This window comes from Citrobacter sp. MGH106 (genome assembly GCF_001037495.1).
Lineage (GTDB): Bacteria > Pseudomonadota > Gammaproteobacteria > Enterobacterales > Enterobacteriaceae > Citrobacter > Citrobacter murliniae.
The window spans coordinates 441707-468045 of record NZ_KQ089823.1; the positions used below are offsets into that span (position 1 = coordinate 441707).

The 26339-nt window shown below is 50.5% G+C and carries 23 protein-coding genes; 2 read left to right on the forward strand and 21 right to left on the reverse strand.

What is annotated here, in order from left to right; translation table 11 throughout:
- Nucleotides 1–123 precede the first annotated feature (123 nt).
- The 19 genes from pstB to asnC all read right to left on the reverse strand — a co-directional run bounded on the left by pstB (nt 124) and on the right by asnC (nt 20030).
- Nucleotides 124–897, reverse strand: a complete 774-nt coding sequence (pstB, locus tag SK36_RS21650; protein WP_045448988.1) for a phosphate ABC transporter ATP-binding protein PstB — start codon at nt 895–897, stop codon at nt 124–126.
- A 51-nt stretch (nt 898–948) separates the two neighbouring features.
- Complete coding sequence (gene pstA / locus SK36_RS21655) at nt 949–1839, reverse strand: phosphate ABC transporter permease PstA (protein WP_048223210.1); 891 nt, start codon at nt 1837–1839, stop codon at nt 949–951.
- Nucleotides 1839–2798, reverse strand: coding sequence for a phosphate ABC transporter permease PstC (gene pstC, locus SK36_RS21660; RefSeq protein WP_045448992.1), 960 nt, complete (start codon nt 2796–2798; stop codon nt 1839–1841). The genes pstA and pstC overlap by 1 nt, the downstream gene beginning before the upstream one ends.
- 145 nt (nt 2799–2943) lie before the next feature.
- Nucleotides 2944–3984: a phosphate ABC transporter substrate-binding protein PstS gene (gene pstS, locus SK36_RS21665; RefSeq protein ID WP_045449847.1), complete on the reverse strand. Its 1041-nt coding sequence runs from the start codon at nt 3982–3984 to the stop codon at nt 2944–2946.
- 327 nt (nt 3985–4311) lie between these two features.
- Nucleotides 4312–6141, reverse strand: a complete 1830-nt coding sequence (gene glmS, locus SK36_RS21670; RefSeq protein ID WP_045448994.1) for a glutamine--fructose-6-phosphate transaminase (isomerizing) — start codon at nt 6139–6141, stop codon at nt 4312–4314.
- Between the two features lie 322 nt (nt 6142–6463).
- Complete coding sequence (glmU, locus tag SK36_RS21675) at nt 6464–7834, reverse strand: bifunctional UDP-N-acetylglucosamine diphosphorylase/glucosamine-1-phosphate N-acetyltransferase GlmU (RefSeq protein ID WP_048223213.1); 1371 nt, start codon at nt 7832–7834, stop codon at nt 6464–6466.
- 714 nt (nt 7835–8548) lie between these two features.
- Nucleotides 8549–8968 (reverse strand): F0F1 ATP synthase subunit epsilon, encoded by a 420-nt coding sequence (locus SK36_RS21680; RefSeq protein WP_005121460.1) that lies wholly within the window; start codon nt 8966–8968, stop codon nt 8549–8551.
- 20 nt (nt 8969–8988) lie between these two features.
- Nucleotides 8989–10371 carry a F0F1 ATP synthase subunit beta gene (atpD, locus tag SK36_RS21685; RefSeq protein ID WP_045448998.1) on the reverse strand — a complete coding sequence of 461 codons (1383 nt, stop codon included), beginning with the start codon at nt 10369–10371 and terminating at the stop codon, nt 8989–8991.
- A 26-nt stretch (nt 10372–10397) separates the two neighbouring features.
- Nucleotides 10398–11261 (reverse strand): F0F1 ATP synthase subunit gamma, encoded by an 864-nt coding sequence (gene atpG / locus SK36_RS21690; RefSeq protein WP_005121458.1) that lies wholly within the window; start codon nt 11259–11261, stop codon nt 10398–10400.
- A gap of 50 nt (nt 11262–11311) precedes the next feature.
- Nucleotides 11312–12853, reverse strand: coding sequence for a F0F1 ATP synthase subunit alpha (atpA, locus tag SK36_RS21695; RefSeq protein WP_003827026.1), 1542 nt, complete (start codon nt 12851–12853; stop codon nt 11312–11314).
- A 12-nt stretch (nt 12854–12865) separates the two neighbouring features.
- Nucleotides 12866–13399 carry a F0F1 ATP synthase subunit delta gene (gene atpH / locus SK36_RS21700; protein ID WP_045449001.1) on the reverse strand — a complete coding sequence of 178 codons (534 nt, stop codon included), beginning with the start codon at nt 13397–13399 and terminating at the stop codon, nt 12866–12868.
- Between the two features lie 14 nt (nt 13400–13413).
- Nucleotides 13414–13884, reverse strand: coding sequence for a F0F1 ATP synthase subunit B (gene atpF, locus SK36_RS21705; RefSeq protein ID WP_003023796.1), 471 nt, complete (start codon nt 13882–13884; stop codon nt 13414–13416).
- A 59-nt stretch (nt 13885–13943) separates the two neighbouring features.
- On the reverse strand, nt 13944–14183 hold the full coding sequence (gene atpE, locus SK36_RS21710; RefSeq protein ID WP_000429386.1) for a F0F1 ATP synthase subunit C: 240 nt from the start codon (nt 14181–14183) through the stop codon (nt 13944–13946).
- 46 nt (nt 14184–14229) lie between these two features.
- On the reverse strand, nt 14230–15045 hold the full coding sequence (gene atpB, locus SK36_RS21715; RefSeq protein ID WP_048223216.1) for a F0F1 ATP synthase subunit A: 816 nt from the start codon (nt 15043–15045) through the stop codon (nt 14230–14232).
- A gap of 7 nt (nt 15046–15052) precedes the next feature.
- On the reverse strand, nt 15053–15433 hold the full coding sequence (gene atpI, locus SK36_RS21720; RefSeq protein WP_045449005.1) for a F0F1 ATP synthase subunit I: 381 nt from the start codon (nt 15431–15433) through the stop codon (nt 15053–15055).
- Between the two features lie 615 nt (nt 15434–16048).
- Nucleotides 16049–16672 (reverse strand): 16S rRNA (guanine(527)-N(7))-methyltransferase RsmG, encoded by a 624-nt coding sequence (rsmG, locus tag SK36_RS21725; protein ID WP_045449007.1) that lies wholly within the window; start codon nt 16670–16672, stop codon nt 16049–16051.
- A 99-nt stretch (nt 16673–16771) separates the two neighbouring features.
- Nucleotides 16772–18661: a tRNA uridine-5-carboxymethylaminomethyl(34) synthesis enzyme MnmG gene (gene mnmG, locus SK36_RS21730; RefSeq protein WP_048223223.1), complete on the reverse strand. Its 1890-nt coding sequence runs from the start codon at nt 18659–18661 to the stop codon at nt 16772–16774.
- A 372-nt stretch (nt 18662–19033) separates the two neighbouring features.
- The gene (mioC, locus tag SK36_RS21735) at nt 19034–19483 is read right to left on the reverse strand and encodes an FMN-binding protein MioC (protein ID WP_045449011.1); all 450 of its coding nucleotides are present in this window, start codon (nt 19481–19483) and stop codon (nt 19034–19036) included.
- A gap of 88 nt (nt 19484–19571) precedes the next feature.
- Nucleotides 19572–20030 carry a transcriptional regulator AsnC gene (asnC, locus tag SK36_RS21740; protein WP_045449013.1) on the reverse strand — a complete coding sequence of 153 codons (459 nt, stop codon included), beginning with the start codon at nt 20028–20030 and terminating at the stop codon, nt 19572–19574.
- Between the two features lie 151 nt (nt 20031–20181).
- Between asnC and asnA the strand changes: the two genes are divergently transcribed.
- The gene (asnA, locus tag SK36_RS21745) at nt 20182–21174 is read left to right on the forward strand and encodes an aspartate--ammonia ligase (RefSeq protein WP_045449015.1); all 993 of its coding nucleotides are present in this window, start codon (nt 20182–20184) and stop codon (nt 21172–21174) included.
- Between the two features lie 3 nt (nt 21175–21177).
- On the opposite strand, the gene viaA is transcribed toward asnA, so the two are convergent.
- Together viaA and ravA are read right to left on the reverse strand one after the other, a co-directional pair.
- Nucleotides 21178–22629 carry an ATPase RavA stimulator ViaA gene (gene viaA / locus SK36_RS21750; protein ID WP_045449017.1) on the reverse strand — a complete coding sequence of 484 codons (1452 nt, stop codon included), beginning with the start codon at nt 22627–22629 and terminating at the stop codon, nt 21178–21180.
- Nucleotides 22623–24119, reverse strand: coding sequence for an ATPase RavA (gene ravA, locus SK36_RS21755; RefSeq protein ID WP_048223234.1), 1497 nt, complete (start codon nt 24117–24119; stop codon nt 22623–22625). The genes viaA and ravA overlap by 7 nt, the downstream gene beginning before the upstream one ends.
- Before the next feature lie 341 nt (nt 24120–24460).
- On the opposite strand from ravA, the gene kup reads away from it, so the two are divergent.
- Nucleotides 24461–26329, forward strand: a complete 1869-nt coding sequence (gene kup, locus SK36_RS21760) for a low affinity potassium transporter Kup (RefSeq protein WP_048223237.1) — start codon at nt 24461–24463, stop codon at nt 26327–26329.
- The last annotated feature ends 10 nt before the right edge of the window (nt 26330–26339 follow it).

Sequence of the window (26339 nt, forward strand, 5' to 3'; positions counted from 1 at the left end):
TCCAAAAGATTTCGAGCGAGAACAAGGCGGCAACTGCGCGAGTCCCCGGGAGCGTAGCCTACTACGTGACTGGGGTGAGCAAAGGCAGCCAACGCGGTTATCGCTTGAAAGCTGAAGGGCATATCAACCGTAGCGACCGGTAATGTAGTCTTCAGTTTGTTTCTTCGCGGGCTTGGTGAACAGATCGTCCGTGTTGCTGAACTCAATCAATTCGCCCAGGTACATAAACGCCGTGTGGTCTGAACAACGTGCAGCCTGCTGCATGTTGTGGGTGACGATAACAACGGTGTAATCCTCTTTAAGCTCGGTGATCAGCTCTTCGATACGCCCGGTGGAGATCGGGTCGAGCGCTGAGCATGGCTCATCCAGCAGCAGTACTTCCGGGCGAATGGCGATACCACGCGCAATGCATAAACGCTGCTGCTGACCACCGGAGAGAGAGTACCCGCTCTGGTGCAGTTTATCTTTGGTTTCGTTCCATAATGCGGCCTTGGTCAACGCCCACTGCACACGCTCATCCATATCCGCACGGGAGAGCTTTTCAAACAGGCGTACACCAAATGCGATGTTGTCATAAATGGACATCGGGAACGGCGTCGGTTTCTGGAACACCATCCCCACTTTGGCACGAAGCAGTGCGATATCCTGGGTGTTGGTAAGTATATTGTCGCCATCCAGCAGGATTTCACCTTCTGCACGCTGCTCCGGGTACAGTTCAAACATTTTGTTAAAAGTACGCAGCAACGTTGATTTACCGCAACCTGACGGGCCGATAAACGCAGTTACCTGGTTTTTAGCAATATCCAGGTTGATGTTCTTCAGGGCATGGAATTTGCCGTAGTAGAAGTTCAGGTCACGTACTGAAATTTTACCCGGAGTCGTGTTAACCATACTCATCTCAATCTCTTCCTCATTCAGCGCCGCCGTCGTTGGCCGCGCCGTAAATAATTAACCGTGTTTCTTCTTCGCGAAAATCACGCGCGCCAGAATATTCAGCAACAGTACGCACAGGGTAATAATCAACACCCCGGCCCAGGCCAGTTGCTGCCATTCAGCAAATGGGCTCATCGCAAACTTAAATATCGTTACCGGCAGGTTGGCAATGGGCTGCATCATGTCGGTGCTCCAGAACTGATTGGAGAGCGACGTAAACAACAGCGGGGCGGTTTCACCCGCAATACGCGCAATCGCCAGCAGAACGCCTGTAATAATGCCGGAGACAGACGCTTTCAGGGTGATAGCAGAAATCATCCTCCACTTCGGCGTACCCAGCGCATATGCCGCTTCACGCAGGCTGTCCGGCACCAGTTTGAGCATGTTCTCGGTGGTGCGGATAACGATAGGCACCTGCAGCAGTGCCAACGCGATAACACCCGCCCAGCCGGAGAAGTGCTCCATCTTCGCCACCACAATGGTGTAAACGAACAGACCAACAACAATTGATGGTGCAGAAAGCAGAATATCATTGATAAAACGGATCACCTCAGCCAGCCAGGACTTACGCCCGTACTCGGCCAGATAGATGCCCGCCATAATACCGAGCGGTGTACCAAACACGGTCGCCCACAGAATCAACAGTCCGCTACCGGCCAGAGCGTTCGCCAGACCACCACCAGCGGTATTTGGCGGAGGCGTCATTTCGGTGAACAGTGCCAGCGACATGCCATCAATACCACGGGTAACCGTGGACATCAGGATCCAGATAAGCCAGAACAGACCGAATGCCATCGTCGCCATAGAGAGCGTCAGCGCGATGCGGTTTTTCATACGGCGACGCGCCTGCATCTTACGGCGGGATTCCGCCAGCGCGGCTGTGTTTTGCATTTCAAGCGTAGCCATTAGCGTGCCCCCTCGTTTTTCGCTAGGCGCATGATCATGAACTTAGATGCCGCCAGCACGATGAAGGTGATCACAAACAGGATCAGCCCCAGTTCCATCAGCGCAGCAACATGCAAGCCAGATTCCGCTTCGGCAAACTCATTCGCCAGCGCAGAGGTAATGCTGTTGCCCGGCATGTACAGCGACGCACTGTCGAGCTGGTAGGTGTTACCGATAATAAAGGTTACCGCCATGGTTTCACCCAACGCGCGCCCAAGGCCCAGCATCACGCCACCAATCACACCATTTTTGGTGAACGGCAGGACGATACGCCAGATAACTTCCCAGGTAGTGCAACCGATACCATAGGCTGACTCTTTCATCAGCACCGGCGTTTGTTCGAACACATCGCGCATAACGGCTGCAATGTACGGGATGATCATGATGGCAAGGATCACGCCAGCGGCCAGAATACCAATGCCAAATGCCGGACCGGAGAACAGGGCACCAACAAACGGGATATTGGAAAGAATGTTACCGACTGGCTCCTGGAAGTAGGTTGCGAACAGCGGAGCAAAGATAAACAAGCCCCACATGCCGTAAACGATACTCGGGATCGCCGCCAGCAGTTCGATAGCGATACCCAGCGGGCGACGCAGCCAGCCAGGCGCTAATTCCGTCAGAAACAACGCAATGCCGAAGCTCACCGGAACGGCAATCAGCAGTGCAATAAGAGAGGTGACCAACGTACCGTAAATTGGTACCAGCGCACCGTAAATATCGTTTGGCGCATCCCATTCTTTGGTCCACAGGAACGAGAAACCAAATTTCTGGATGCTTGGCCAGGAGGAGATGACCAGAGAGACAATAATGCCACCCAACATCAATAGCACAATCAGCGCAGCCAGTTTTACCAGCGCACTGAATATCATGTCACCCTTTTTACCCGGAGGGTTAAAAGCAGGCTTGGTTGCAGCCATAAATTACTCTTTCCATTAAACACGTTTTACGAAGTTGCCCAAACCGGATGGCGCTACGCTTATCCGGTCTATACATTGGGCCTACAGTCTGAACCGTAGGGCGGATAAGCGTAGCGCCATCCGCCAATTCGTCAAAGATATTCTGTTAATACAGCGCTTTACCACTGCTGTCTTTCACGTTGGTCTTCCATGCAGCACGAATCTGCTCAACCACGCTGTCCGGCAGGCTGGCGTAATCCAGGTCATTGGCCTGCTTGCCGCCATTTTTGTATGCCCAGTCAAAGAATTTCAGCACCTCAGCGCCTTGCTCAGGTTTCTTCTGCTCTTTATGAACCAGAATGAAGGTTGTAGACGTGATTGGCCACGCCTCGTCACCTTTCTGGTTAGTCAGATCCTGGGCAAAAGTTTTGCTCCAGTCAGCGCCTTTAGCCGCATTAGCGAAACTTTCTTCGGTCGGACTTACCGGTTTGCCGTCAGCAGTAACCAGTTTGGTATAGGCCAGGTTGTTCTGCTTAGCATAAGCATATTCAACGTAGCCGATAGAGCCTGGCAGACGCTGTACGAACGCGGCGATACCGTCGTTGCCTTTACCACCCAGACCGGTTGGCCAGTTAACGGTAGAGCCTGAACCAATTTTAGATTTCCACTCTTCATTCACTTTTGCCAGATAGCTGGTGAATACGAAGGAAGTACCGGAACCATCAGCACGACGAACAACGGCGATATTCTGAGAAGGTAGTTTCAGACCCGGGTTCAGTTTGGTGATGGCTTCATCATCCCACTTCTTAATTTTGCCGAGATAGATGTCACCCAGCGTTTTACCGTCAAGCACCAGCTCACCGGATTTCAGGCCTGGGATATTCACCGCCAGCACCACACCGCCGATCACTGTTGGGAACTGGAAAAGACCTTCCTGTGCCAGTTTCTCATCAGACAATGGTGCATCAGATGCACCGAAATCAACGGTATTTGCAGTAATTTGTTTTACACCACCGGAGGAGCCGATACCCTGGTAGTTTACTTTGCTACCGGTCTCTTTCTGATAGGTATCAGCCCATTTGGCATACACCGGCGCAGGAAAAGTTGCACCTGCACCTGTCAGGCTTGCTGCTGCGAATACAGAGAAAGCACTCATCGATAAGGTCGCGGCGACAACAGTTGCGACAGTGGTACGCATAACTTTCATAATGTCTCCTGCACGATTTTCGTAAATCATTGTTAAGTGGCTACGATGAGCAAAATAGGATAAACAGGTGACAGTTAAATGTACGAAATATGACAGTTTTATGACAACGAAATAAATCAGACAAAACAAATAAAAAAAACCAATAAAAATAATCAGTTGAAATGACACGTGACGGTAATATTTCGCAAAAAATTTCTTTTTATGACACTGAAAACAGTAGCTGAAGATGACGGTTTGTCACATAAAAAAGGCGGGATAGTTGATTAAAAACAGAACAACGCATAAAAAAAGCCCCGCCAAAAGCGGGGCATTTTCACTATAACCGACTTACTCTACAGTAACCGATTTAGCCAGGTTACGCGGCTGATCCACATCGGTGCCTTTAATCAGCGCCACGTGATAAGCCAGCAACTGCAGCGGAACAGTGTAGAAGATCGGTGCAATGACCTCTTCCACATGCGGCATCTCAATGATGTGCATGTTTTCGCTGCTAGTGAACCCAGCATCCTGATCGGCGAAGACGTATAACTGGCCGCCGCGGGCACGAACTTCTTCAATGTTGGATTTCAGTTTTTCCAACAGTTCGTTGTTCGGTGCAACCACGATAACCGGCATATCGGCATCAATCAGCGCCAGCGGGCCGTGTTTCAGTTCGCCAGCGGCATAAGCTTCAGCGTGAATATAAGAGATCTCTTTTAACTTCAGCGCGCCTTCCAGCGCAATCGGATACTGATCGCCACGGCCAAGGAACAGCGCATGATGTTTGTCAGAGAAATCTTCCGCCAGAGCTGCGATACGTTTGTCCTGAGACAGCATCTGTTCAATGCGGCTCGGCAATGCCTGCAGACCGTGAACGATCTCCTGTTCGATTGACGCATCCAGGCCTTTCAGACGAGACAGTTTCGCCACCAGCATCAACAGAACTGTCAACTGAGTGGTAAATGCTTTCGTCGAAGCCACGCCTATTTCAGTCCCGGCATTGGTCATTATCGCCAGGTCTGATTCACGCACCAGAGAAGATCCCGGTACGTTACAGATAGCCAGCGATCCCAGATAGCCCAGATCTTTAGACAAGCGCAGACCCGCCAGGGTATCCGCCGTTTCACCAGACTGGGAAAGAGTGATCATCAGGCTGTTACGACGCACAGCTGATTTGCGATAGCGGAACTCGGAAGCGATTTCCACATCACAGGAAATACCTGCCAGCGACTCGAACCAGTAGCGTGATACCATACCTGAGTTGTACGAGGTACCACAGGCGATAATCTGGATATGCTCCACCTGAGACAGCAGCTCGTTGGCATTCGGACCCAGCTCGCTTAAATCCACTTCACCATGGCTGATACGCCCGGTAAGGGTGTTTTTAATCGCGTTCGGCTGTTCGTAAATCTCTTTCTGCATGTAGTGGCGGTAAATACCTTTTTCGCCAGCATCATATTGCAGACTGGATTCGATATCCTGACGTGTCACTTCTTCGCCAGATTTATCGAAAATAGAGACCGAACGGCGGGTCACTTCCGCAATATCGCCTTCTTCAAGGAAGATAAAGCGACGGGTAACCGGCAGCAGCGCCAGCTGATCGGAAGCGATAAAGTTCTCACCCATCCCCAAGCCAATAACCAGCGGGCTACCAGAACGTGCCGCCAGCAGGACTTCCGGGTTACGGGTATCCATGATCACCGTGCCGTATGCACCGCGCAGTTGCGGGATAGTCCGCAGCACAGCTTCACGTAGGGTTCCGCCCTGTTCCAGCTCCCAATGCACCAGGTGAGCAATCACTTCGGTGTCGGTTTCAGAAACAAAGGTGTAACCACGCGCTTTCAGCATTTCGCGTAGTGGTTCATGGTTTTCGATGATGCCGTTATGCACCACCACAATATGTTCAGAAACATGCGGATGCGCGTTCGCTTCTGAAGGTTCACCATGGGTCGCCCAACGGGTATGAGCAATACCAGTGCCGCCATGCAACGGATGCTCTTCCGCAGCAGCGGTAAGCATCTGTACTTTACCCAGACGACGCAGACGGGTCATGTTGCCTTCAGCATCGACAACTGCCAGACCGGCAGAGTCATAGCCACGATATTCCAGACGACGTAAACCTTCGAGAAGGATTTCAGCTACATCACGCTGCGCGATAGCGCCAACAATTCCACACATATTTTATGATTCCGAATTTAGGCATTATGCCTGTCGTTGTCGGTCAACCTGTTTACCCTTCGTCTTTCACGCCGTTGCTGCGTTGGCTGCACTTGTTCACTCCGGTCACTTACCTCAGTAAGCTCCCGAAGATTCCCAGGTTTGCCGCCTTGCTAAGGCGCGAAATACTTTGGGCAATGCCCGTATTCCGGGCTCCCCGAGCCTTGTAGAGAGTGGGGTTATTTTTATAGTTACTGCTATTGGGAGGGAGATATATATTTACCTCCTCATCCCTCTGTCTGCCTGATGATGGCTACGCCTTATCAGGCCTACAAAACTAAAATTATTTTTTCTTCACCGGACGTTTCCAGTCCTGCTTATGGACCTGCGGCACGCGGCTTAAAACCAGTTCATTATCGGCGATATTTCGCGTAACGGTAGTTCCGGCTGCGATAGTCGCGCCCTTACCCACGGTAACAGGAGCCACCAGCTGAGTGTCTGAACCAACAAAAACATCGTCGCCAATAATGGTTTTAAACTTATTGGCACCATCGTAGTTACAGGTGATCGTACCCGCACCGATATTCACATTATCGCCAATTTCCGCATCGCCCAGATAAGTCAAATGACCGGCTTTAGAGCCTTTACCCAGACGCGCTTTTTTCATTTCGACGAAGTTCCCTACGTGCGCGCCTTCCTGCAGTTCGGCTCCCGGGCGCAGACGTGCGAAAGGTCCGATAGTGCAAGCAACGTCCAGGCGTGCATCTTCAACCACACTGTACGGACTAAGCTCACAGTCATCACCAATCACGCTGTTTTTGATTATGCACCCTGCGCCTATCTTCACGCGGTTCCCGAGCGTTACGTTACCTTCAATGATAACGTTAGTATCAATTTCAACATCGCGCCCGTGAATAAGCGTACCGCGCAGATCAAAACGAGCCGGATCGCGCAGCATAACCCCCGCCAACAGCAGTTTTTCAGCCTGTTCAGACTGGTACACACGCTCCAGACGGGATAGTTGTAAGCGGTTATTCACGCCTTCCACTTCACTGAGTCTGTCCGGATGAACGGCAGTGATCTCACGACCTTCCTGCCAGGCAAGCGCTATGATATCGGTGATGTAGTATTCACCCTGCGCATTGTTGTTAGTCAATTTTGACAGCCAGCGCTTCATGTCCGCGCCGTTGGCAATCAGAATACCGGTGTTGATTTCCTGGATCTGACGCTGCTCGTCGGTAGCATCTTTATGCTCTACGATACCGGTGACTTTACCGTCATCACGCGTAATGCGCCCATAACCGGTTGGGTCGTCCAGTTTTACCGTTAATAGGCCGATGCCACCCTGCGGTTTTGCATCACGCAAGCGTTGTAACGTAGTAGTGGAGATTAGCGGGACATCGCCATAGAGCATTAAAATGTCTTCGTCATCACCAAAGAATGGCGCTGCCTGCTGCATCGCATGGCCGGTTCCCAGCTGCTCTGCCTGCAGAACCCAGTTAAGGTTGCCTTCTTTCAGTGTCTGCTTAAGCAAATCACCACCGTGTCCATAGACCAGGTGTACATGAGTTGCCCCTAATTCATTAGCAGCATCAATGACATGCTGGACCATCGCCTTTCCCGCGAGAGTGTGCAGCACTTTAGGGAGATCGGAATACATGCGTGTACCTTTGCCAGCGGCAAGGATCACGACGCTCATAGCACTATTCAACATACACGTCCTGACTTAAATTTGAGAACGAATTTATACCGTTTCACATTGAAATTACTACATTTTTTTCATCGTGAAATGGGCCGAAGATAAAACGTTCAATAGGAGAAAATACCTACCTGTTAATCAACTATTTTCATCTATATCGGCGTCTTTTGTCTCCCCGAAACCAGGAGTCTGTACCTATTAAAGCCTTAGGTTAATGTTTTTGCTATTTTTTTGCCTAATGAATAAAGAATTTAGTACATAGCACGCGATTTTATCGCTCAAATTCAGCCGGCAGCAGCAAAATACCTGCGAGTCATGATTTCAGACTATGCAGACAAAAATAGATAAGACAACTTGCTGTATTTAAGGGGAAAAGTATGAGAACAGGGAGTGAGACGACTGACGGCGCTTACTTACAAACCACATTAAGCACAGCGCCACATTGCAGGCAGGGTATTACAGATTGAACATGCCGAAAGAAACGTTCATGTTGCTGAAAAGGGCGATGATTTTGTTGATCAATTTCATGTTGGTATCCTGTTTTTATCTGAGTTAATTATGTGACACTCATCACAAAAACAAGTCTACGCTTCATTTTTTAATCGATCAATATTTACGTGATACAGATCACATAAATATTAAAATAGCTTTTCAGCTTATATAACTTAAACCACAGGCATAAAAAAACCAGCCTGAAATCAGACTGGTTTTTGTGTTTTCAAGCCGGTGTTACATCGCTTTTTTGGTCAACTCGATAACGCGCAATTTCGCGATCGCTTTGGCCAGTTCCGCAGATGCCTGAGCGTAATCCACGTCACCGTGAGAGCTCTTAATGTGCTCTTCAGCCTTACGTTTCGCTTCCAGGGCTCTCGCTTCATCGAGATCCTGCCCGCGAATCGCGGTATCAGCCAGTACGGTCACGTTGCCAGGCTGCACTTCAAGAATGCCGCCGGACAGGTAGATAAACTCTTCATGACCGAACTGTTTAACGATGCGGATCATACCAGGCTTAATGGCGGTGAGCAGCGGGGCATGCCCTGGGAAAATACCCAGTTCACCTTCACTACCCGTTACCTGGATTTTTTCGACCAGACCAGAGAACATTTGTTGCTCTGCGCTGACGACGTCCAGGTGGTAAGTCATTGCCATATCACCCTCCGATTAAGGCGTTAAAGTTTTTTGGCTTTTTCCACGGCTTCGTCGATAGAACCAACCATGTAGAACGCCTGCTCTGGCAGGTGATCGTATTCGCCTTCCATGATGCCTTTAAAGCCACGGATGGTGTCTTTCAGGGAAACATATTTACCTGGGGAACCGGTAAATACTTCCGCGACGAAGAACGGCTGGGACAGGAAGCGCTGGATCTTACGCGCACGTGCTACCACCAGTTTATCTTCTTCAGACAATTCATCCATACCCAGGATGGCGATGATGTCTTTCAGTTCCTGATAACGCTGCAACAGGGACTGTACGCCACGCGCAGTGTCGTAGTGTTCCTGACCAACAACCAGCGGATCCAACTGACGGCTGGTGGAATCCAGCGGGTCAACTGCCGGGTAGATACCCAGAGATGCGATCTGACGGCTCAGTACCACGGTTGCATCCAAGTGAGCAAAGGTGGTTGCTGGGGATGGGTCAGTCAAGTCATCCGCAGGTACGTATACCGCCTGAACGGAGGTGATAGAACCGGTTTTAGTAGAGGTGATACGTTCCTGAAGAACACCCATCTCTTCCGCCAGGGTCGGCTGGTAGCCTACCGCTGAAGGCATACGACCCAGCAGAGCAGATACTTCCGTACCGGCCAGGGTGTAACGATAGATGTTATCAACGAACAACAGAACGTCACGACCTTCGTCACGGAACTTCTCAGCCATAGTCAGACCGGTCAGAGCAACGCGCAGACGGTTTCCCGGCGGCTCGTTCATCTGGCCATAAACCAGGGATACTTTATCCAGAACGTTAGAGTCGGTCATTTCGTGGTAGAAGTCGTTACCCTCACGAGTACGCTCACCAACACCTGCAAACACGGAGTAACCGGAGTGTTCGATCGCGATGTTACGGATCAGCTCCATCATGTTTACGGTTTTACCTACACCCGCACCACCGAACAGACCAACTTTACCGCCCTTCGCGAACGGACACATCAGGTCGATAACTTTGATACCGGTTTCCAGCAGTTCCTGAGAGCTGGACAGCTCTTCATAGGACGGTGCTGCGCGGTGGATAGCCCAACGCTCTTCTTCACCGATATCGCCTTTCATGTCGATCGGGTGACCCAGAACGTTCATGATACGACCCAGGGTTGCTTTACCTACCGGGACTTCGATCGGGTGTTCGAGGTCTTTAACTTCCAGACCACGACGCAGACCGTCGGAAGAACCCATGGCGATGGTACGCACGATACCGCCGCCGAGCTGCTGCTGAACTTCCAGCACCAGGCTCTCATTACCATTCATAACCTCAAGAGCATCGTACACGCGCGGTACGGCATCCTGAGGGAATTCGACGTCAACCACGGCGCCGATTACCTGGACAATTTTTCCAGTAGCCATCTTGAATCCTCTACGAATTAACCTGGTTATACCGCGGATGCACCACCGACGATTTCGGTGAGTTCCTGAGTAATGCTGGCCTGACGAGCTTTGTTGTATACCAACTGCAGCTCTTTAATCAGGCTGCCGCCATTGTCGGTCGCGGCTTTCATCGCCACCATACGTGCGGCCTGCTCGCTGGCCAGGTTTTCTACCACACCCTGATAAACCTGAGATTCAACGTAACGACGCAGCAGAGTATCCAGCAGCGGTTTCGGGTCTGGTTCATACAGGTAATCCCAGGCTTTTTGTTTTAACTCTTCATCTTCTGATGCCGGTAACGGCAACAGTTGGGTAAGAGTTGGCACCTGAGACATGGTGTTAATAAATTTGTTGCTGACAACGTACAGTCTGTCCAGACGGCCTTCATCGTAGGCCTGCAGCATCACTTTAACCGGACCGATCAGTTCGGACAGGGAAGGGTTATCCCCCATACCGGTTACCTGAGCAACCACGTTACCGCCAACGGAGTTAAAGAAAGACACGCCCTTAGAGCCGATCATTGCGATGTCGCACTGAACGCCTTTATCGGACCATGTTTTCATATCTGCCAGCAGTTTTTTGAACAGGTTAATGTTCAAGCCGCCACACAGACCACGATCGGTCGACACCACCAGGTAGCCCACGCGTTTAACGTCGCGTTCTTCCAGGTAAGGGTGCTTATATTCCAGATTACCATTCGCAAGGTGACCAATCACTTTGCGCATGGTCTCTGCATAAGGACGGCTGGCCGCCATGCGATCCTGCGATTTACGCATTTTGGAAGCGGCGACCATCTCCATCGCTTTAGTGATCTTCTGCGTGTTCTGGACGCTTGCGATCTTACTACGTATCTCTTTTGCGCCGGCCATGAGCTTCTCCTCAATGCCTTGCGGTCCGTCCTAGGACAGACCGCCAGACGTTACCAGGACTGGGTTGCTTTGAAGGAATCGAGGATAGCTTTCAGCTTGCCTTCGATTTCATCGTTATAGCCACCGGACTGGTTAATCTCTTGCATCAGCGGAGCGTGGTCACGGTCGACGTAAGCCAGCAGAGCAGCTTCGAAACTACCGATTTTCGCCAGTTCCACATCTTCGAGGTAACCGCGTTCAGCCGCAAACAGCACCACACCCTGCTGTGCTACAGACATTGGGGCATACTGTTTCTGCTTCAGCAGTTCAGTTACTTTCTGACCGTGGCTCAGCTGCTTACGCGTAGCTTCATCCAGGTCGGAAGCGAACTGAGAAAACGCTGCCAGTTCACGATACTGTGCCAGTGCGGTACGAATACCACCAGACAGTTTCTTAATGATCTTGGTCTGCGCTGCGCCACCTACACGAGATACGGAGATACCCGGGTTAACTGCCGGACGAATACCGGAGTTAAACAGGTTGGTTTCCAGGAAGATCTGACCATCGGTAATGGAAATTACGTTGGTCGGAACGAACGCAGAAACGTCACCCGCCTGGGTTTCGATAATCGGCAGAGCGGTCAGGGAGCCGGTTTTACCTTTAACTTCACCATTGGTGAACTTCTCAACGTATTCCGCGTTAACGCGGGATGCGCGTTCCAGCAGACGGGAGTGGAGGTAAAATACGTCGCCCGGGAATGCTTCACGTCCTGGCGGACGACGGAGCAGCAGGGAAACCTGACGGTAAGCAACGGCCTGTTTGGACAGGTCATCATAAACGATCAGTGCATCTTCGCCGCGGTCACGGAAGTATTCGCCCATTGCGCAACCGGCATATGGCGCCAGATATTGCAGTGCAGCGGATTCAGACGCGGTTGCCACAACAACGATGGTGTTGGACAGTGCGCCGTGTTCTTCCAGTTTACGAACCACGTTAGAAATAGTGGACGCTTTCTGGCCAATAGCCACGTACACACATTTGATGCCGGAATCGCGCTGGTTGATGATCGCATCGATTGCCATCGCGGTTTTACCGGTCTGACGGTCACCGATGATCAATTCACGCTGACCACGACCGATTGGGATCATAGCATCAACGGATTTATAACCGGTCTGTACCGGCTGATCGACGGACTGACGTTCGATTACGCCCGGAGCGATAACTTCGATTGGCGAGAAGCCATCGTTATCAACCGGACCTTTACCGTCGATTGGGGAACCCAGAGTGTTCACCACACGACCCAGCAGGCCACGGCCAACCGGAACTTCCAGAATACGACCCGTACACTTAACCTTCATGCCTTCGGCGAGGTCAGCGTATGGACCCATCACAACTGCACCTACGGAGTCGCGCTCCAGGTTCAGTGCGATTGCGTAACGGTTACCCGGCAGGGAAATCATCTCACCCTGCATACAGTCGGCAAGGCCGTGGATGCGGATAACACCGTCACTTACAGAAACAATAGTACCTTCGTTGTGAGCTTCGCTCACAACACTGAACTGAGCAATGCGCTGCTTGATCAGTTCGCTGATTTCGGTGGAATTCAGTTGCATGCTCCAGTCCCCTTAAGACTGCAAGACGTCTGCAAGGCGTTCAAGACGGCCGCGTACGCTGCCATCAATGACCATATCACCCGCACGGATGATTACGCCTGCCATTACAGACTTATCGATTTTGCAATTCAGCTTAACTTTGCGTGACAGACGTTTTTCCATCGCTGCACTAATCTTCGTAAGCTGTTCATCACTCAGTGCATTGGCAGAAGTAACTTCTACCTCAGAGATCGCCTCACTGGCTGCACGCAGGTGAATAAACTGCTCAAGAACATCCGGGAGCGCATTCAGACGGTTATTTTCAGCCATCACCTTAATCAGGTTTTGGCCGTTTTCGTCCAGCTGCTCACCGCAGACTGCGATAAACGACTCAGCGAGCGTTTCCGGCGCCAGCGCGCCAGAGAGAAGCTCTGCCATTTGTTCGTTTTTCGTCACCTCAGCGGCAAACATCAGCATATCTTGCCAACGGTCAACGCTTTGGTGCTCAACGGCAAAGTCAAAAGCTGCTTTGGCGTAGGGGCGAGCTACCGTAATAAATTCAGACATCAGCCCCTCCCTCCTTACAGTTCAGCGACAAGTTTGTCCACGATGTCGCTGTTAGCAGCTTCATCCACGGAACGTTCGATGATCTTCTCGGCGCCAGCAACAGCCAGGATAGCAACTTGCTTACGCAGCTCTTCGCGAGCACGTTTACGCTCGGCTTCAATTTCCGCCTGCGCTTGTGCCACGATTTTAGTACGTTCCTGCTCTGCTTCAGTTTTGGCTTCGTCCAGGATCTGAGCGCGACGTTTGTTCGCCTGCTCGATGATTACCTGAGCTTCCGCTTTAGCCTTTTTCAGCTGGTCGGTCGCGCTGGCCTTTGCAAGGTCAAGATCCTTATGTGCTCGTTCCGCAGAAGCAAGACCGTCAGCAATTTCTTTTTGACGTTTTTCGATGGCAGCCATTAACGGCGGCCATACGTACTTCATGCAGAACAGAACGAACAGGACAAACGCGATGGCCTGGCCGAGGATTGTTGCGTTAAGATTCACAGCACAATGCCTCTATCTAGTTAACGTTCTGATATTGCTTTTAATTCAAGCAACGCTTACTACGCGACAGCGAACATCACGTACAGACCCAGACCTACAGCGATCATCGGGATAGCATCCACCAGACCCATAACGATAAAGAACTGAGTACGCAGCAGAGGAATCAGATCAGGTTGACGCGCTGCGCCTTCCAGGAATTTACCCCCGAGGATGCCGATACCGATCGCAGCACCGATTGCCGCCAGACCCATCATCACAGCGGCAGCCATGTACAGCAGATCCATATTCAGGTTTTCCATGACAGTCTCCAGTTTGTTTCAGTTAAAACGTAGTAGTGTTGGTAAATTAATGCTCTTCAGACGCCATCGACAGATAGACAATCGTCAGAACCATGAAGATGAAGGCTTGCAGCGTGATAATCAGTATGTGGAAAATGGCCCATGGCACATTCAGGATCCACTGTGACCACCACGGCAACAGACCAGCAATCAGAATGAAAATCAGCTCACCAGCGTACATGTTGCCGAACAGTCGCAGACCAAGAGAAACTGGTTTGGACAGCAGGCTTACCCCTTCAAGGATTAAGTTGACAGGAATGAACGCCCAGTGATTGAACGGCTGCAGCGTCAACTCTTTCGTGAAGCCACCGATGCCTTTCATTTTGATGCTGTAGAACAGAATGAGGATAAATACGCCCAGCGCCATAGACAGGGTGATGTTCACGTCAGCAGACGGAACCACACGCAGAGCTGGCAGACCAAAGATATGCTCACCGATGTACGGCAGCAGGTCGATAGGCAGTAAGTCCATCATGTTCATCAGGAATACCCAGACGAAAATCGTCAGGGCCAGCGGAGCAATCAGCTTGCTTTTGCCATGGTACATGTCTTTCACGCTACCATTTACAAAGCTGATTACCAGCTCAATCGCGGTCTGAAATTTACCTGGTACGCCGCTGGTCGCCTTTTTGGCAACGCTACGGAACATAAGCAGGAACAACAGACCCAGAACCACCGAGAAAAACATGGAGTCAATATTGAGCGTCCAGAAGGTGGCTGGGGGGTTGTGCGGATCCACCAGCGAGAATGTACGCAGGTCCAACTGAAGGTTGTTCAGATGGTGTCCTATGTAATCCTGCGGCGTCATATTTTCTGAAGCCATGATGCCTTTACCCTTTGTTGTTAATTACAGCCGGCGCCAGTATCTGAACCACCAGCACCAAAACCCACGTAACGATCAGCGGTAAGAATACCGCCTTCAAAACCGCCAACGCCACCACCAGCAAAACCAGCATCGCTAACACCTTGAAGGCTTCGCCGAAGGCGAACGACCAGGCAACTCGGCCCTTTGCTGGTGTATGCGCCTGGTGACGCCAGGCAAATATCATAAACAACATATTCGGCAGTAACACTGCCAAACCCCCGCATAATGCGGAGATGCCCCAGAAAGGGTCTTTGAGGCTAAACAGCAATCCACTTGCTATTACCGCCAGAAGCTGTGTGAGCAAAAGCTTACGAGCAACGTTTCGACTCAAGAGCGACATAGACATCACGTTTTTACTCCTGCTCCCTTCGAGGTATGCCGCGTGTCGTATAAAACGTTCTTTATGGCTTAGAGTCAAGCATCAAAAAGCGGTCAAATTATACGGTGCGCCTTCGTGATTTCAAACAATAAGTAGCTAAAAAGTGAATAAATGTTTAAATATTTTTCTCTGGGCCTCATTTATTACTTTTCGGCAAACTGTGAACGATCATGCAAAACTGCAAATACCGCGTAAACACTGGCGATAAAGCGTGCACCAGATCACATATCGAACATATTCACCTTCGCATAATTTATTTACGTGGCAAATGATGCCTTTTCATCTTTTTGATATTTAAGCGTAAAAATCGTCACTGTTTTAGAAATAGCGCCTAACAACAAAAAAACCACTCATTGACATTTATAATAAAAAATTAACACAAAACGGTAATTCTTACGTTCTATTTTTAGCAGACTGATATTTTCACAGTTGACTTGTTTCGCATTTAACAAAAAACGGTACGTTATAGTTATGATGCAAAACAGTAAGGCACAGGTGAAATGTAACAACATTTAACCCCACTACACCCTCCAATTTTTAACACCTGAAGCACCGCTTTTTTTCTATTTTTTTTGACAAATATTAAATTTTGTTTGGCTTAATAACCACCAGATGGCGTTCACCGTCCAGCTGTGGAACCCGTAATTTTTCAACAGACTCGACGCTAAATTCAGCAGGTAGAGAGGCTATCTCATCTTCAGGCAACTGTCCCTTTAACGCGTAAAAACGCCCGTTTTGACCGGGTAAATGATGACACCAACTCACCATGTCGTTAAGCGACGCAAAAGCACGGCTTATCACCCCATCAAATGGAGGTTCAGAAGGAAACTCTTCAACCCGGCTCTGTACAGGGGTGATGTTAGTAAGCGCAAGCTCATGTTGCACCTGGCGCAGGAAGCGAACACGTTTCCCCAGGCTATCCAGCAGCGTAAAATGGGCGTCAGGACGAACTATGGAGAGCGGAATGCCCGGCAGACCAGGGCCAGTACCAACGTCAATAAAGCGCTCCCCCTGCAAATGAGGTGCGACTACGATGCTGTCCAGAATATGGCGCACCAGCATTTCATTGGGATCCCGCACCGATGTCAGATTGTACGCTTTGTTCCATTTGTGCAGCATATCGACATACGCAATCAACTGATTTTTCTGGTGATCGGTAAGCGAAATACCAGCATCAGCCAGCAGACGAGAGAGTTTGTTGAGCACGGCAGTTACCTGTCTATAAAATTTGCCCGGTGGTGTTTTGCTTACCAGGCTAACGAATCTGTAGGGCGGGTAAACAAAACGCACCCGCCAAAATTGGTTTTACGCGCTGCGGCGCAGCATACCTTGTTTTTTCAGCCATACCAGCAGAATGGAGATGGCCGCAGGTGTCACACCAGAAATACGTGATGCCTGACCAATCGACACAGGTTTGTGATCATTAAGCTTGGCAATAACTTCATTCGATAAACCGGAAACCTGGCGATAGTCCAGAGTCGCAGGCAACAAAGTGTTTTCATTACGTTGCTGCCGGTCTATTTCATCCTGCTGACGGGCAATATACCCTTCGTATTTAACCTGAATCTCAACCTGTTCTGCGGCCTGTGCATCGTCAAGACCCGGGGCGAACGCAGACAAAGATGTCAGCTGTGCGTAGGTCATATCCGGGCGACGCAGAAGATCTTCACCACTGGCTTCACGTGACAGAGGAGTCGCAAGGTGAGCGTTCACTTCAGCGGCAGACTCAGCTAACGGGTTCACCCAGGTCGATTTAAGACGTTGACGTTCTTGTTCGATGCGCTCCAGTTTTTCATTGAAACGCGCCCAGCGTTCGTCATCCACCAGACCCAGCTCGCGGCCCATTTCTGTCAGACGGAGATCGGCGTTATCTTCACGCAACATCAAACGATATTCCGCACGTGAGGTAAACATACGGTACGGTTCTTTGGTACCCAGTGTACAAAGATCATCGACTAATACGCCAAGGTATGCCTGAGAACGTGCAGGAGCCCAGCCTTCTTTGTCAGCTGACAGACGGGCAGCGTTCAGGCCAGCAAGCAGCCCCTGCGCCGCGGCTTCTTCATAACCTGTCGTGCCGTTGATTTGTCCGGCAAAGAACAATCCCTGGATAAATTTGCTTTCCAGAGTGGGTTTCAGATCGCGTGGGTCGAAGAAGTCATACTCAATAGCATAGCCGGGGCGAACGATTCTCGCGTTTTCCATCCCCTGCATAGAGCGAACAATCTGCATCTGTACATCGAATGGCAGGCTGGTGGAGATGCCGTTCGGGTAAATTTCGTTGGAAGTCAGTCCTTCTGGTTCGAGGAAGATCTGATGTTGGTTACGATCGGCAAAACGCATTACTTTGTCTTCGATCGATGGGCAGTAACGTGGACCAATGCCTTCGATCACACCAGCATACATTGGACTACGATCGAGGTTATTTCGGATCACGTCATGGGTTTTCTCGTTGGTATGCGTGATGTAGCAAGGTACCTGATTGGGATGCTGCGAGGCGCTACCCATAAACGAGAAAACTGGCATTGGGTTATCGCCGTGCTGCTGCGCCAGTACGCTGAAATCGATAGTACGGGCATCAATGCGCGGTGGTGTTCCGGTTTTGAGGCGGCTCACACGCAGCGGGAGTTCACGCAAGCGACGTGACAATGGAATAGACGGCGGATCGCCAGCACGGCCACCGCTGTAGTTGTCCAGACCGATATGTATTTTACCATCGAGGAAGGTACCGACGGTCAGAACCACCGCTTTGGCGCGGAACTTCAAACCCATTTGAGTAACGGCACCAACAACACGATCGTTTTCAACAATCAGATCTTCAACCGCCTGCTGGAAGATCATCAGGTTTGGCTGATTCTCCAGCGCAGTGCGTACAGCCTGCCGATAGAGCACACGATCCGCCTGAGCACGGGTCGCTCGGACGGCAGGTCCTTTGCTCGCGTTTAGTATCCTAAACTGAATACCGGCATGGTCGATCGCTTTGGCCATAAGCCCACCAAGCGCATCCACTTCTTTTACCAGGTGTCCCTTCCCAATGCCGCCAATGGCCGGGTTGCAGCTCATCTGCCCCAGCGTGTCGATATTGTGTGTCAAAAGCAGAGTCTGCTGACCCATCCGCGCCGCTGCCATTGCGGCCTCGGTGCCTGCATGACCCCCGCCAATGATGATGACGTCAAAAGGATCCTGATAAAACATGGTAATTGCCTCGCATAACGCGGTGTGAAAATGGATTGAAGCCCGGGCCGTGGATTCTACTCAACTTTAGTCGATGGAGAAAGACCTGGGATCCTGGGTATTAAAAAGAAGATCTTTTTATTTAGAGATCTGTTTTATTGTGATCTCTTATTAGGATCGCGACTTTCTGTGGATAAGGGCGATCCTTTGAATAAGATCAACAGGTTGTTGAGGATCATTAGCTGTGAATGATCGGTGATCCTGGTCCGTATAAGCTGGGATCAGAATGAAGGGTTATACACAACTCAAAAACTGAACAACGGTTGTTCTTTGGATAACTACTGGTTAATCCAAGCTTACTACCAGAGTTATCCACACTCGATCGCACGATCTTTACACATTTTTGAGTAAATTAATCCAGGATCCCAGCCAAACTTCCGCTGGATCCTCCGGAATATCGTGCTCAAGGACATTGATCCTGAGTGTTTCGCCGATCTGTTTTGCACCAGACGATGTCAGTTCAGCCTGTAATTTGTCGATCGCGCCACAGAAGGTGTCATATTCGCGGCTGCCAATACCAATTGCACCGAAACGAACCTGAGAAAGGTCTGTTTTCTGAGACTGAAGATCTTTATAGAAAGGAAGCAGGTTATCCGGGATGTCTCCAGCTCCGTGTGTTGAGCTGATCACCAACCAAATACCAGAGGTAGGGAGCTCCTCTACTTGCGGTCCGTGCAGTGTTTCGGTTGAAAAACCTGCATCTTCCAGCTTTTCAGCCAGATGTTCCGCAACGTATTCGGCACCACCAAGGGTACTACCGCTGATAAGAGTAATGTCCGCCATATGAGCCCATCCTGATAAAGAGGGGCTATTGTACGCTGTGAGTGAGCTGGGATCTACCTGTGGAAAAGCAGGGAATTAAAAAAAACGATCATGGGCGGATTGTACGCATAATCGGGTTCTGCAGGACGATCAAGGTTTCAGTGGACTGAATTTCGTCAATTGTTTGGATCTTGTTGATAAGTACCTGCTGTAAGGCGTCAATGGAGCGGCACATTACCTTAATAAAGATACTGTAGTGGCCGGTGGTGTAATACGCCTCCGTCACTTCATCGAGACTTTCCAGTCTGGCAAGCGCAGACGGGTAGTCTTTCGCACTTTTCAGGATGATGCCGATAAAGCAGCCGACGTCATAACCCAACTGCTTGGGACTGACATCAATACGCGCGCCGGTAATTATCCCGGCTTGCTTCATCTTCTCTACGCGCACATGGATCGTACCGGGGCTGACGCCAAATTGTTTGGCCAGTTCTGCGTATGCGGTGCGGGCGTTTTCCATCAGGGCGTCAAGAATGCCGCGGTCCAGATTGTCGATCTGATAATTTTCCATAGGTTTTTCTTATGTAGATTAATGATTCCATCTATTTTAGCGGTTATTTTTAACGAATCAAAATCGAACATGGCTTTTTGTTTGTTGATTATTGAATATTGCCCTCATTCTGTTGCTTAATCATAGGCAACAGGACACAGGAGTAAAAATAATGAAAACCGCTTACATTGCCAAACAACGTCAAATTAGCTTCGTGAAATCTCATTTTTCTCGTCAGCTGGAGGAGCGTTTAGGTCTGATCGAAGTACAGGCCCCGATCCTCAGTCGTGTAGGAGATGGCACGCAGGATAACTTGTCGGGCTGTGAAAAAGCGGTGCAGGTAAAAGTAAAAGCATTGCCTGACGCCCAGTTCGAAGTGGTTCATTCACTGGCGAAGTGGAAACGTCAAACACTGGGACAACACGACTTCAGCGCGGGCGAAGGGCTGTACACGCACATGAAAGCCCTGCGCCCCGATGAAGATCGCCTCTCTCCGCTCCATTCTGTTTACGTCGATCAGTGGGACTGGGAGCGCGTAATGGGCGACGGTGAGCGTCAATTCTCCACCCTGAAAAGCACGGTAGAGGCTATTTGGGCGGGAATTAAGGCAACTGAAGCTGCGGTGAGCAAAGAATTTGGTCTGGCACCGTTCCTGCCAGAGCAGATCCACTTTGTTCACAGCCAGGAGCTGTTATCCCGTTATCCGGGGCTTGATGCAAAAGGTCGTGAGCGTGCGATTGCTAAAGAGCTGGGCGCTGTATTCCTGGTGGGGATCGGCGGCAAGCTCAGCGACGGTCATCGCCATGACGTTCGTGCGCCGGACTATGATGACTGGAGCTCAGCTTCCGAACTGGGCTACGCTGGTCTGAACGGTGATATCCTGGTGTGGAACCCGGTGCTGGAAGATGCGTTTGAACTTTCTTCTATGGGGATCCGCGTGGATGCTGATGCGCTTAAGCACCAGCTTGCTCTGACTGGTGATGAAGATCGCCTGAGTCTGGAGTGGCACCAGGCGCTGTTGCGTGGCGAAATGCCGCAGACCATTGGCGGGGGTATTGGTCAGTCACGCCTGACTATGCTGTTGCTGCAGTTGCCGCACATTGGTCAGGTACAGTGCGGCGTATGGCCGACACAGGTACGTGAAAGCGTTGCCTCTCTGCTGTAAGTACTAACGCTGCCAGCGTCTGAGCAGGCGGCTTCGCATCCCGGTATCAAAGCGCCAGATATGATCGAAAATGCGCATGATACCGGGTTTGCCATGGGCAGACATTGCGACCGCATGAAAACGGTGCTGGTGTACCCGCTGTAGCTCTCCCACTTTATTGACGACCTCATCAGGCAAGCGCTGAGCGATAAAATCCGAAATAACTACCGCATCGGCATCAAACCATTCTCGCCCCTGCATCCTTTCTATAATGGCGCGAAAACAGCTGGCAATATCTGTACCGCCGCGAAAACGCTGGCTTAGAAAACGGATCGCTTGCTCAATGCCTTGCGCTCCGGACAGCTCATAGCGCACGACTTCAGTTGAAAATAGCATAATGAAGCAGCGGCGGTTATCGGCGAGGGCAACGCGCATCAGCGCCAGGCAAAAGGCTTTTGCGCACTGTTCGTTAAATCCCCCCATTGACCCTGAGGTATCCACGCAGACAATAAAAGGCCCGCGTGGCTGTTCATCAAAGTCCTGATGTACAACCGGACGCTCTGTCACTTTCTCGCGCCATGCTTCACCATGAAGGCGGTAGGTCAGTAGCTGTTTTTCCACCAGCCGACGGTAGAATTCATATTCCAGTTCAGTGATGCCGAGTGTGGCTAATTCTGGCGGCAACAGGCGCAGAATATCGTCACTTTGCTGAATGCCATCAACCTGTTCGGGGACGGTTGCAGGTTCCCGCACCAGGGTACGGAATGTTTCCATCGGCGCATCTTTTCGCGGTACAGATTTCGCTTCCCTGGAGCGCCCCAGTTGCTCGGCCAGACGCTGGAGTTCGGGTTGTTGTGTCAGGAAATCGCCGTATTTCACAATCAGCTGATAATCGCCACGTTTGATTTGACCTGCGCTCATATCCCACAAACGGCCTGCGGCATTGTCATTTTCCGCCAGCACTGGATCCAGTTGTCCACTGAGAGTCATCCTCTCCTGTACTTCACTGAGCAGTTGTTCGCGCTCTTCTTCCAGTAGTTGCTGATTCAGCGTTGTGGTTTGAATCACCAGGCTTAAGCGCCAGCGCTGTAGAAAAAGCGTGTGCAGCGCGGGCGTAAACGTACTATTGCTATCGACCAGTTGCTGGGCTTGTCCAGCGTAGGGGGAATGTAGCCGGTGTAACAGCGTTAATATTTGCGGTAACTGGACGATAAACTGCGGGGTGGATAGAAGTTGACTTTGCTGGTAACACATCACCTCTTCTGTCAGCTCCGGCGGTACGCGAGTATCTTTAAGACGGTTGCGTAATGCCTCTCGCCAGCGGGGAAGATCGTTAGCAATGGCTTTCTTTAACCGGGGGAATTTTTCAAAAAATACCGCCAGTTGTGGAGAGGCCAGCAGAGCGAGGATCATCTCTTCGATCATCCCTTCTTCGCTTACTGCCAGCATGATATTTAGCGTATCAAGGGTTAGCATTGTTGCGCCTGTCGGATCTGCTCTCCAACTTCCTGCAGGCTGGCCTCAATACGACCTAACCAGTCACTATGGATAAACAGACATTTTTGCTGTTCGCTAAACCCGCTATGCTGTTGGTGCCACTCGTTGTCGAGCGCTTCAAGCTGCTGTTTTATCTCGCTGGGCATACTCTCTTCAGATGATCCAGGCAGCGCCAGACGGGAGCCTTGTAAACTGACGTCGCGAACCACCAGGTGTTGGGCGCTGTCGACCTCCATATTTAGCGTCTGTGCAAACCCGATCCCGTTTAGTTTTCCACGGATCTCACCGCCTTTCGTAAGCCACTGTTCCAGGGCGCTACGTTCAAACGAAATATGGATCACCTCCATATCGTGCAGTTTTAAGGGCTTTTGTAGCAGTAACGTCAATACGGATGCAGTGACTTCTGGGGGAAGATCATAGTGAGGACGACGGCTGAACATTCCACCCTGACGAATGACGGTGAAGGCAGTTTTATCGCTTTGCTGCTGCTGAAGCTGGATTCGACGCTGCATAATAGCCCCAAGGCGCGTCAGCATCGCCTGTTGTTGCCAGGCGTGTCCGGTCATCAAAACTTCCAGCTGTTGCTGCATCAGATTCAGGCTTTGTGCGTCGTACCACAGGCAATCTTTCAACAGAATGAGATCGATAGGAGCGACTGCATCGCGTCCGCTAAAGAAGGCGCTTGCCTGGAGTAAGCGGATCGCTTTCTTCCAGCGACGGTCAGACACGTAAGGGGCGTTTGGTATCGCGTCCAGTTGTTGGCGCAGCGTAAAAATAAGTTCGAATACACGATCAGGAAGCTGGATCGCACCAATGTCTTTTTGCCACTGGTAATACTCTTCATCCGTCACCTGTAACGTCGCTGGGACCGGATTGTCGCTTTCATCTTGTTGGCTTAACAGCATTGAGCGGAAGTTGGCCTTGTCCTGCACCTTATCCAGCCACAAGCGAATCAGCATACGGTCGTACAAGGCTTCCAGACTACTGTCTGCTTCAGGCAGTTCGTTGGAAGCCGCCACCAGCAGACGCATCGGGATTTTTTCTTCGTGCGCACCGTTACGGAAATGGCGTTCGTTAATGGCGGTAAGCAGGGTATTAAGAATGGCCGGGCCTGCTTTCCAGATTTCATCCAGAAAGACGATTTCAGCTTCAGGAAGATAGCCTGCCGTTAAGCGCTCATAGCGTCCTTCATCCTTCAGGGCCTGAATGGACAGGGGACCAAAAACCTCTTCTGGTGTAGAGAAGCGCGTCATCAGGTATTCGAAAGCGCGTGCGTTTTTAAAAGCAAACTTCAATCGGCGAGCTATTAAGCTTTTAGCGATCCCTGGAGGGCCTAATAAGAAAACGCTCTCGCCGCTCAGTGCAGCCAGCAGACAAAGACGGATGGCGTGGCTACGTTCATAAAGTCCCTTTTCCAGCGCATTGCTCAGACGGGAAATTCTTTCCGCTAATAAATGTGGGTGAGCCATAATGAAGTGGCGTCCTTTCGCCAAATGTACTGCGTGAACAGCGAGTATAGCTGTTTCACACCAGGGCAATAATAGACTTAAGGTGCGTTTAATTTTCTTTGAGCCAGATTAATCTGGTCTCATTTAGGGGTACGATTTTGCGATTAATCGTGCATACTGTGCGCCTTTTTGTGGGCCAAGGGACTACGCACACATTTCATATATATATACACTAAATCATTCAGGCTGCATCAAGGCGGCAAAGGAGTGAACCTTCTGAGCTTACATTTGTAAGTTACCGGGGGAGTGCTGCCAACGCGGAGTAGTTTGAAGGATGACGTGTATAAACGAAAGACTAGTCTATGAGCACTGATAATAAGCAATCATTGTCTGCGATTACTCTCGCAGCCATTGGGGTTGTCTACGGTGATATCGGTACCAGCCCGCTTTATACACTTCGTGAATGTTTGTCCGGCCAGTTCGGCTTTGGTGTTGAACGTGATGCCGTGTTTGGTTTTCTCTCGCTGATTTTCTGGCTACTGATCTTTGTTGTCTCTATTAAGTATCTGACGTTTGTCATGCGTGCGGATAATGCCGGTGAAGGTGGGATCCTGACGTTGATGTCGTTGGCCGGGCGCAATACGTCGGCGCGAACAACGTCAATGCTGGTCATTATGGGGTTGATTGGTGGCAGCTTCTTCTATGGTGAGGTGGTGATTACCCCGGCCATTTCGGTGATGTCGGCGATTGAAGGCCTGGAAATCATAGCCCCACAGCTTGATACCTGGATAGTCCCGCTATCCATTATCGTACTTACCCTGCTGTTTTTAATTCAAAAACACGGTACCGGGATGGTGGGTAAGCTGTTTGCTCCCATTATGCTGCTTTGGTTCCTGGTTCTGGCCGTATTAGGCGTGCGCAGTATTATTGCGAACCCGGAAGTACTGCAAGCGCTGAATCCTTACTGGGCAGTGCATTTCTTCTTGGAATTCAAAACGTTGTCATTCATCGCATTGGGCGCTGTGGTTCTGTCAATCACCGGTGTTGAAGCGCTGTATGCCGATATGGGCCACTTTGGTAAGTTGCCTATTCGTCTGGCCTGGTTCTCGGTCGTTTTGCCTTCGCTGGTGCTAAACTATTTTGGTCAAGGAGCGTTGCTGTTAAAACATCCTGAAGCGATCAAAAACCCGTTCTTCCTGTTGGCGCCTGACTGGGCGTTAATTCCACTGTTGATCCTTGCTGCATTGGCAACGGTTATCGCCTCACAGGCGGTCATTTCCGGCGTATTCTCTCTGACACGTCAGGCCGTACGTTTGGGATATTTATCACCTATGCGTATTATCCATACCTCCGAAATGGAATCGGGTCAGATCTATATTCCTTTTGTAAACTGGATGCTCTACTTTGCGGTGGTGATTGTCATTGTGAGCTTTGAGCATTCCAGCAATTTGGCTGCCGCGTACGGTATTGCGGTAACGGGAACGATGGTACTGACTTCTATTCTGTCGACCACTGTGGCGCGTAAAAACTGGCACTGGAATAAATACTTCGTTTTCCTGATTCTGGTGGCGTTCCTGTGCATCGATATTCCGCTGTTCTCTGCGAACCTCGATAAACTGATTTCTGGCGGCTGGCTGCCACTTTCGCTCGGTCTGGTGATGTTCACCATTATGACGACCTGGAAGAGTGAACGCTTCCGTCTGTTACGTCGCATGCATGAACACGGTAACTCTCTGGAAGCGATGATTGCTTCCCTGGAGAAATCACCACCGGTACGTGTGCCGGGAACGGCCGTGTATATGTCGCGAGCGCTAAATGTTATCCCGTTTGCGCTTCTACATAACTTAAAACATAACAAAGTGCTGCATGAGCGTGTGATCCTGCTGACGCTACGAACGGAAGATGCGCCGTATGTTCATAATGTGCGTAGGGTGCAAATTGAGCAGCTGTCGCCCACCTTCTGGCGCGTGGTTGCCAGTTATGGTTGGCGTGAAACGCCTAATGTAGAAGAAGTATTCCATCGCTGTGGTCTGGAAGGACTTAGCTGTCGGATGATGGAAACATCTTTCTTCATGTCGCACGAGTCGCTAATCGTGGGTAAACGGCCTTGGTATTTACGCCTGCGCGGTAAGTTGTATCTTCTGCTGCAACGCAATGCGCTACGCGCACCAGACCAGTTTGAGATCCCGCCGAACCGGGTTATTGAACTCGGTACTCAGGTCGAGATTTAATGCAACTGAC

Bases quoted from the DNA above. Each gene is read 5' to 3' on its own strand.
- atpI (WP_045449005.1), bottom strand. From the start codon at position 15,433: ATGTCTATGTCGCTCTTGAGTCGAAACGTTGCTCGTAAGCTTTTGCTC.
- asnA (WP_045449015.1), top strand. From the start codon at position 20,182: ATGAAAACCGCTTACATTGCCAAACAACGTCAAATTAGCTTCGTGAAA.
- pstC (WP_045448992.1), bottom strand. From the start codon at position 2,798: ATGGCTGCAACCAAGCCTGCTTTTAACCCTCCGGGTAAAAAGGGTGAC.
- glmS (WP_045448994.1), bottom strand. From the start codon at position 6,141: ATGTGTGGAATTGTTGGCGCTATCGCGCAGCGTGATGTAGCTGAAATC.
- glmU (WP_048223213.1), bottom strand. From the start codon at position 7,834: ATGTTGAATAGTGCTATGAGCGTCGTGATCCTTGCCGCTGGCAAAGGT.
- ravA (WP_048223234.1), bottom strand. From the start codon at position 24,119: ATGGCTCACCCACATTTATTAGCGGAAAGAATTTCCCGTCTGAGCAAT.
- pstA (WP_048223210.1), bottom strand. From the start codon at position 1,839: ATGGCTACGCTTGAAATGCAAAACACAGCCGCGCTGGCGGAATCCCGC.
- asnC (WP_045449013.1), bottom strand. From the start codon at position 20,030: ATGGAAAATTATCAGATCGACAATCTGGACCGCGGCATTCTTGACGCC.
- atpB (WP_048223216.1), bottom strand. From the start codon at position 15,045: ATGGCTTCAGAAAATATGACGCCGCAGGATTACATAGGACACCATCTG.
- atpH (WP_045449001.1), bottom strand. From the start codon at position 13,399: ATGTCTGAATTTATTACGGTAGCTCGCCCCTACGCCAAAGCAGCTTTT.
- mioC (WP_045449011.1), bottom strand. From the start codon at position 19,483: ATGGCGGACATTACTCTTATCAGCGGTAGTACCCTTGGTGGTGCCGAA.
- pstS (WP_045449847.1), bottom strand. From the start codon at position 3,984: ATGAAAGTTATGCGTACCACTGTCGCAACTGTTGTCGCCGCGACCTTA.
- atpA (WP_003827026.1), bottom strand. From the start codon at position 12,853: ATGCAACTGAATTCCACCGAAATCAGCGAACTGATCAAGCAGCGCATT.
- SK36_RS21680 (WP_005121460.1), bottom strand. From the start codon at position 8,968: ATGGCAATGACTTACCACCTGGACGTCGTCAGCGCAGAGCAACAAATG.
- atpE (WP_000429386.1), bottom strand. From the start codon at position 14,183: ATGGAAAACCTGAATATGGATCTGCTGTACATGGCTGCCGCTGTGATG.
- atpG (WP_005121458.1), bottom strand. From the start codon at position 11,261: ATGGCCGGCGCAAAAGAGATACGTAGTAAGATCGCAAGCGTCCAGAAC.
- kup (WP_048223237.1), top strand. From the start codon at position 24,461: ATGAGCACTGATAATAAGCAATCATTGTCTGCGATTACTCTCGCAGCC.
- mnmG (WP_048223223.1), bottom strand. From the start codon at position 18,661: ATGTTTTATCAGGATCCTTTTGACGTCATCATCATTGGCGGGGGTCAT.
- atpD (WP_045448998.1), bottom strand. From the start codon at position 10,371: ATGGCTACTGGAAAAATTGTCCAGGTAATCGGCGCCGTGGTTGACGTC.
- viaA (WP_045449017.1), bottom strand. From the start codon at position 22,629: ATGCTAACCCTTGATACGCTAAATATCATGCTGGCAGTAAGCGAAGAA.
- pstB (WP_045448988.1), bottom strand. From the start codon at position 897: ATGAGTATGGTTAACACGACTCCGGGTAAAATTTCAGTACGTGACCTG.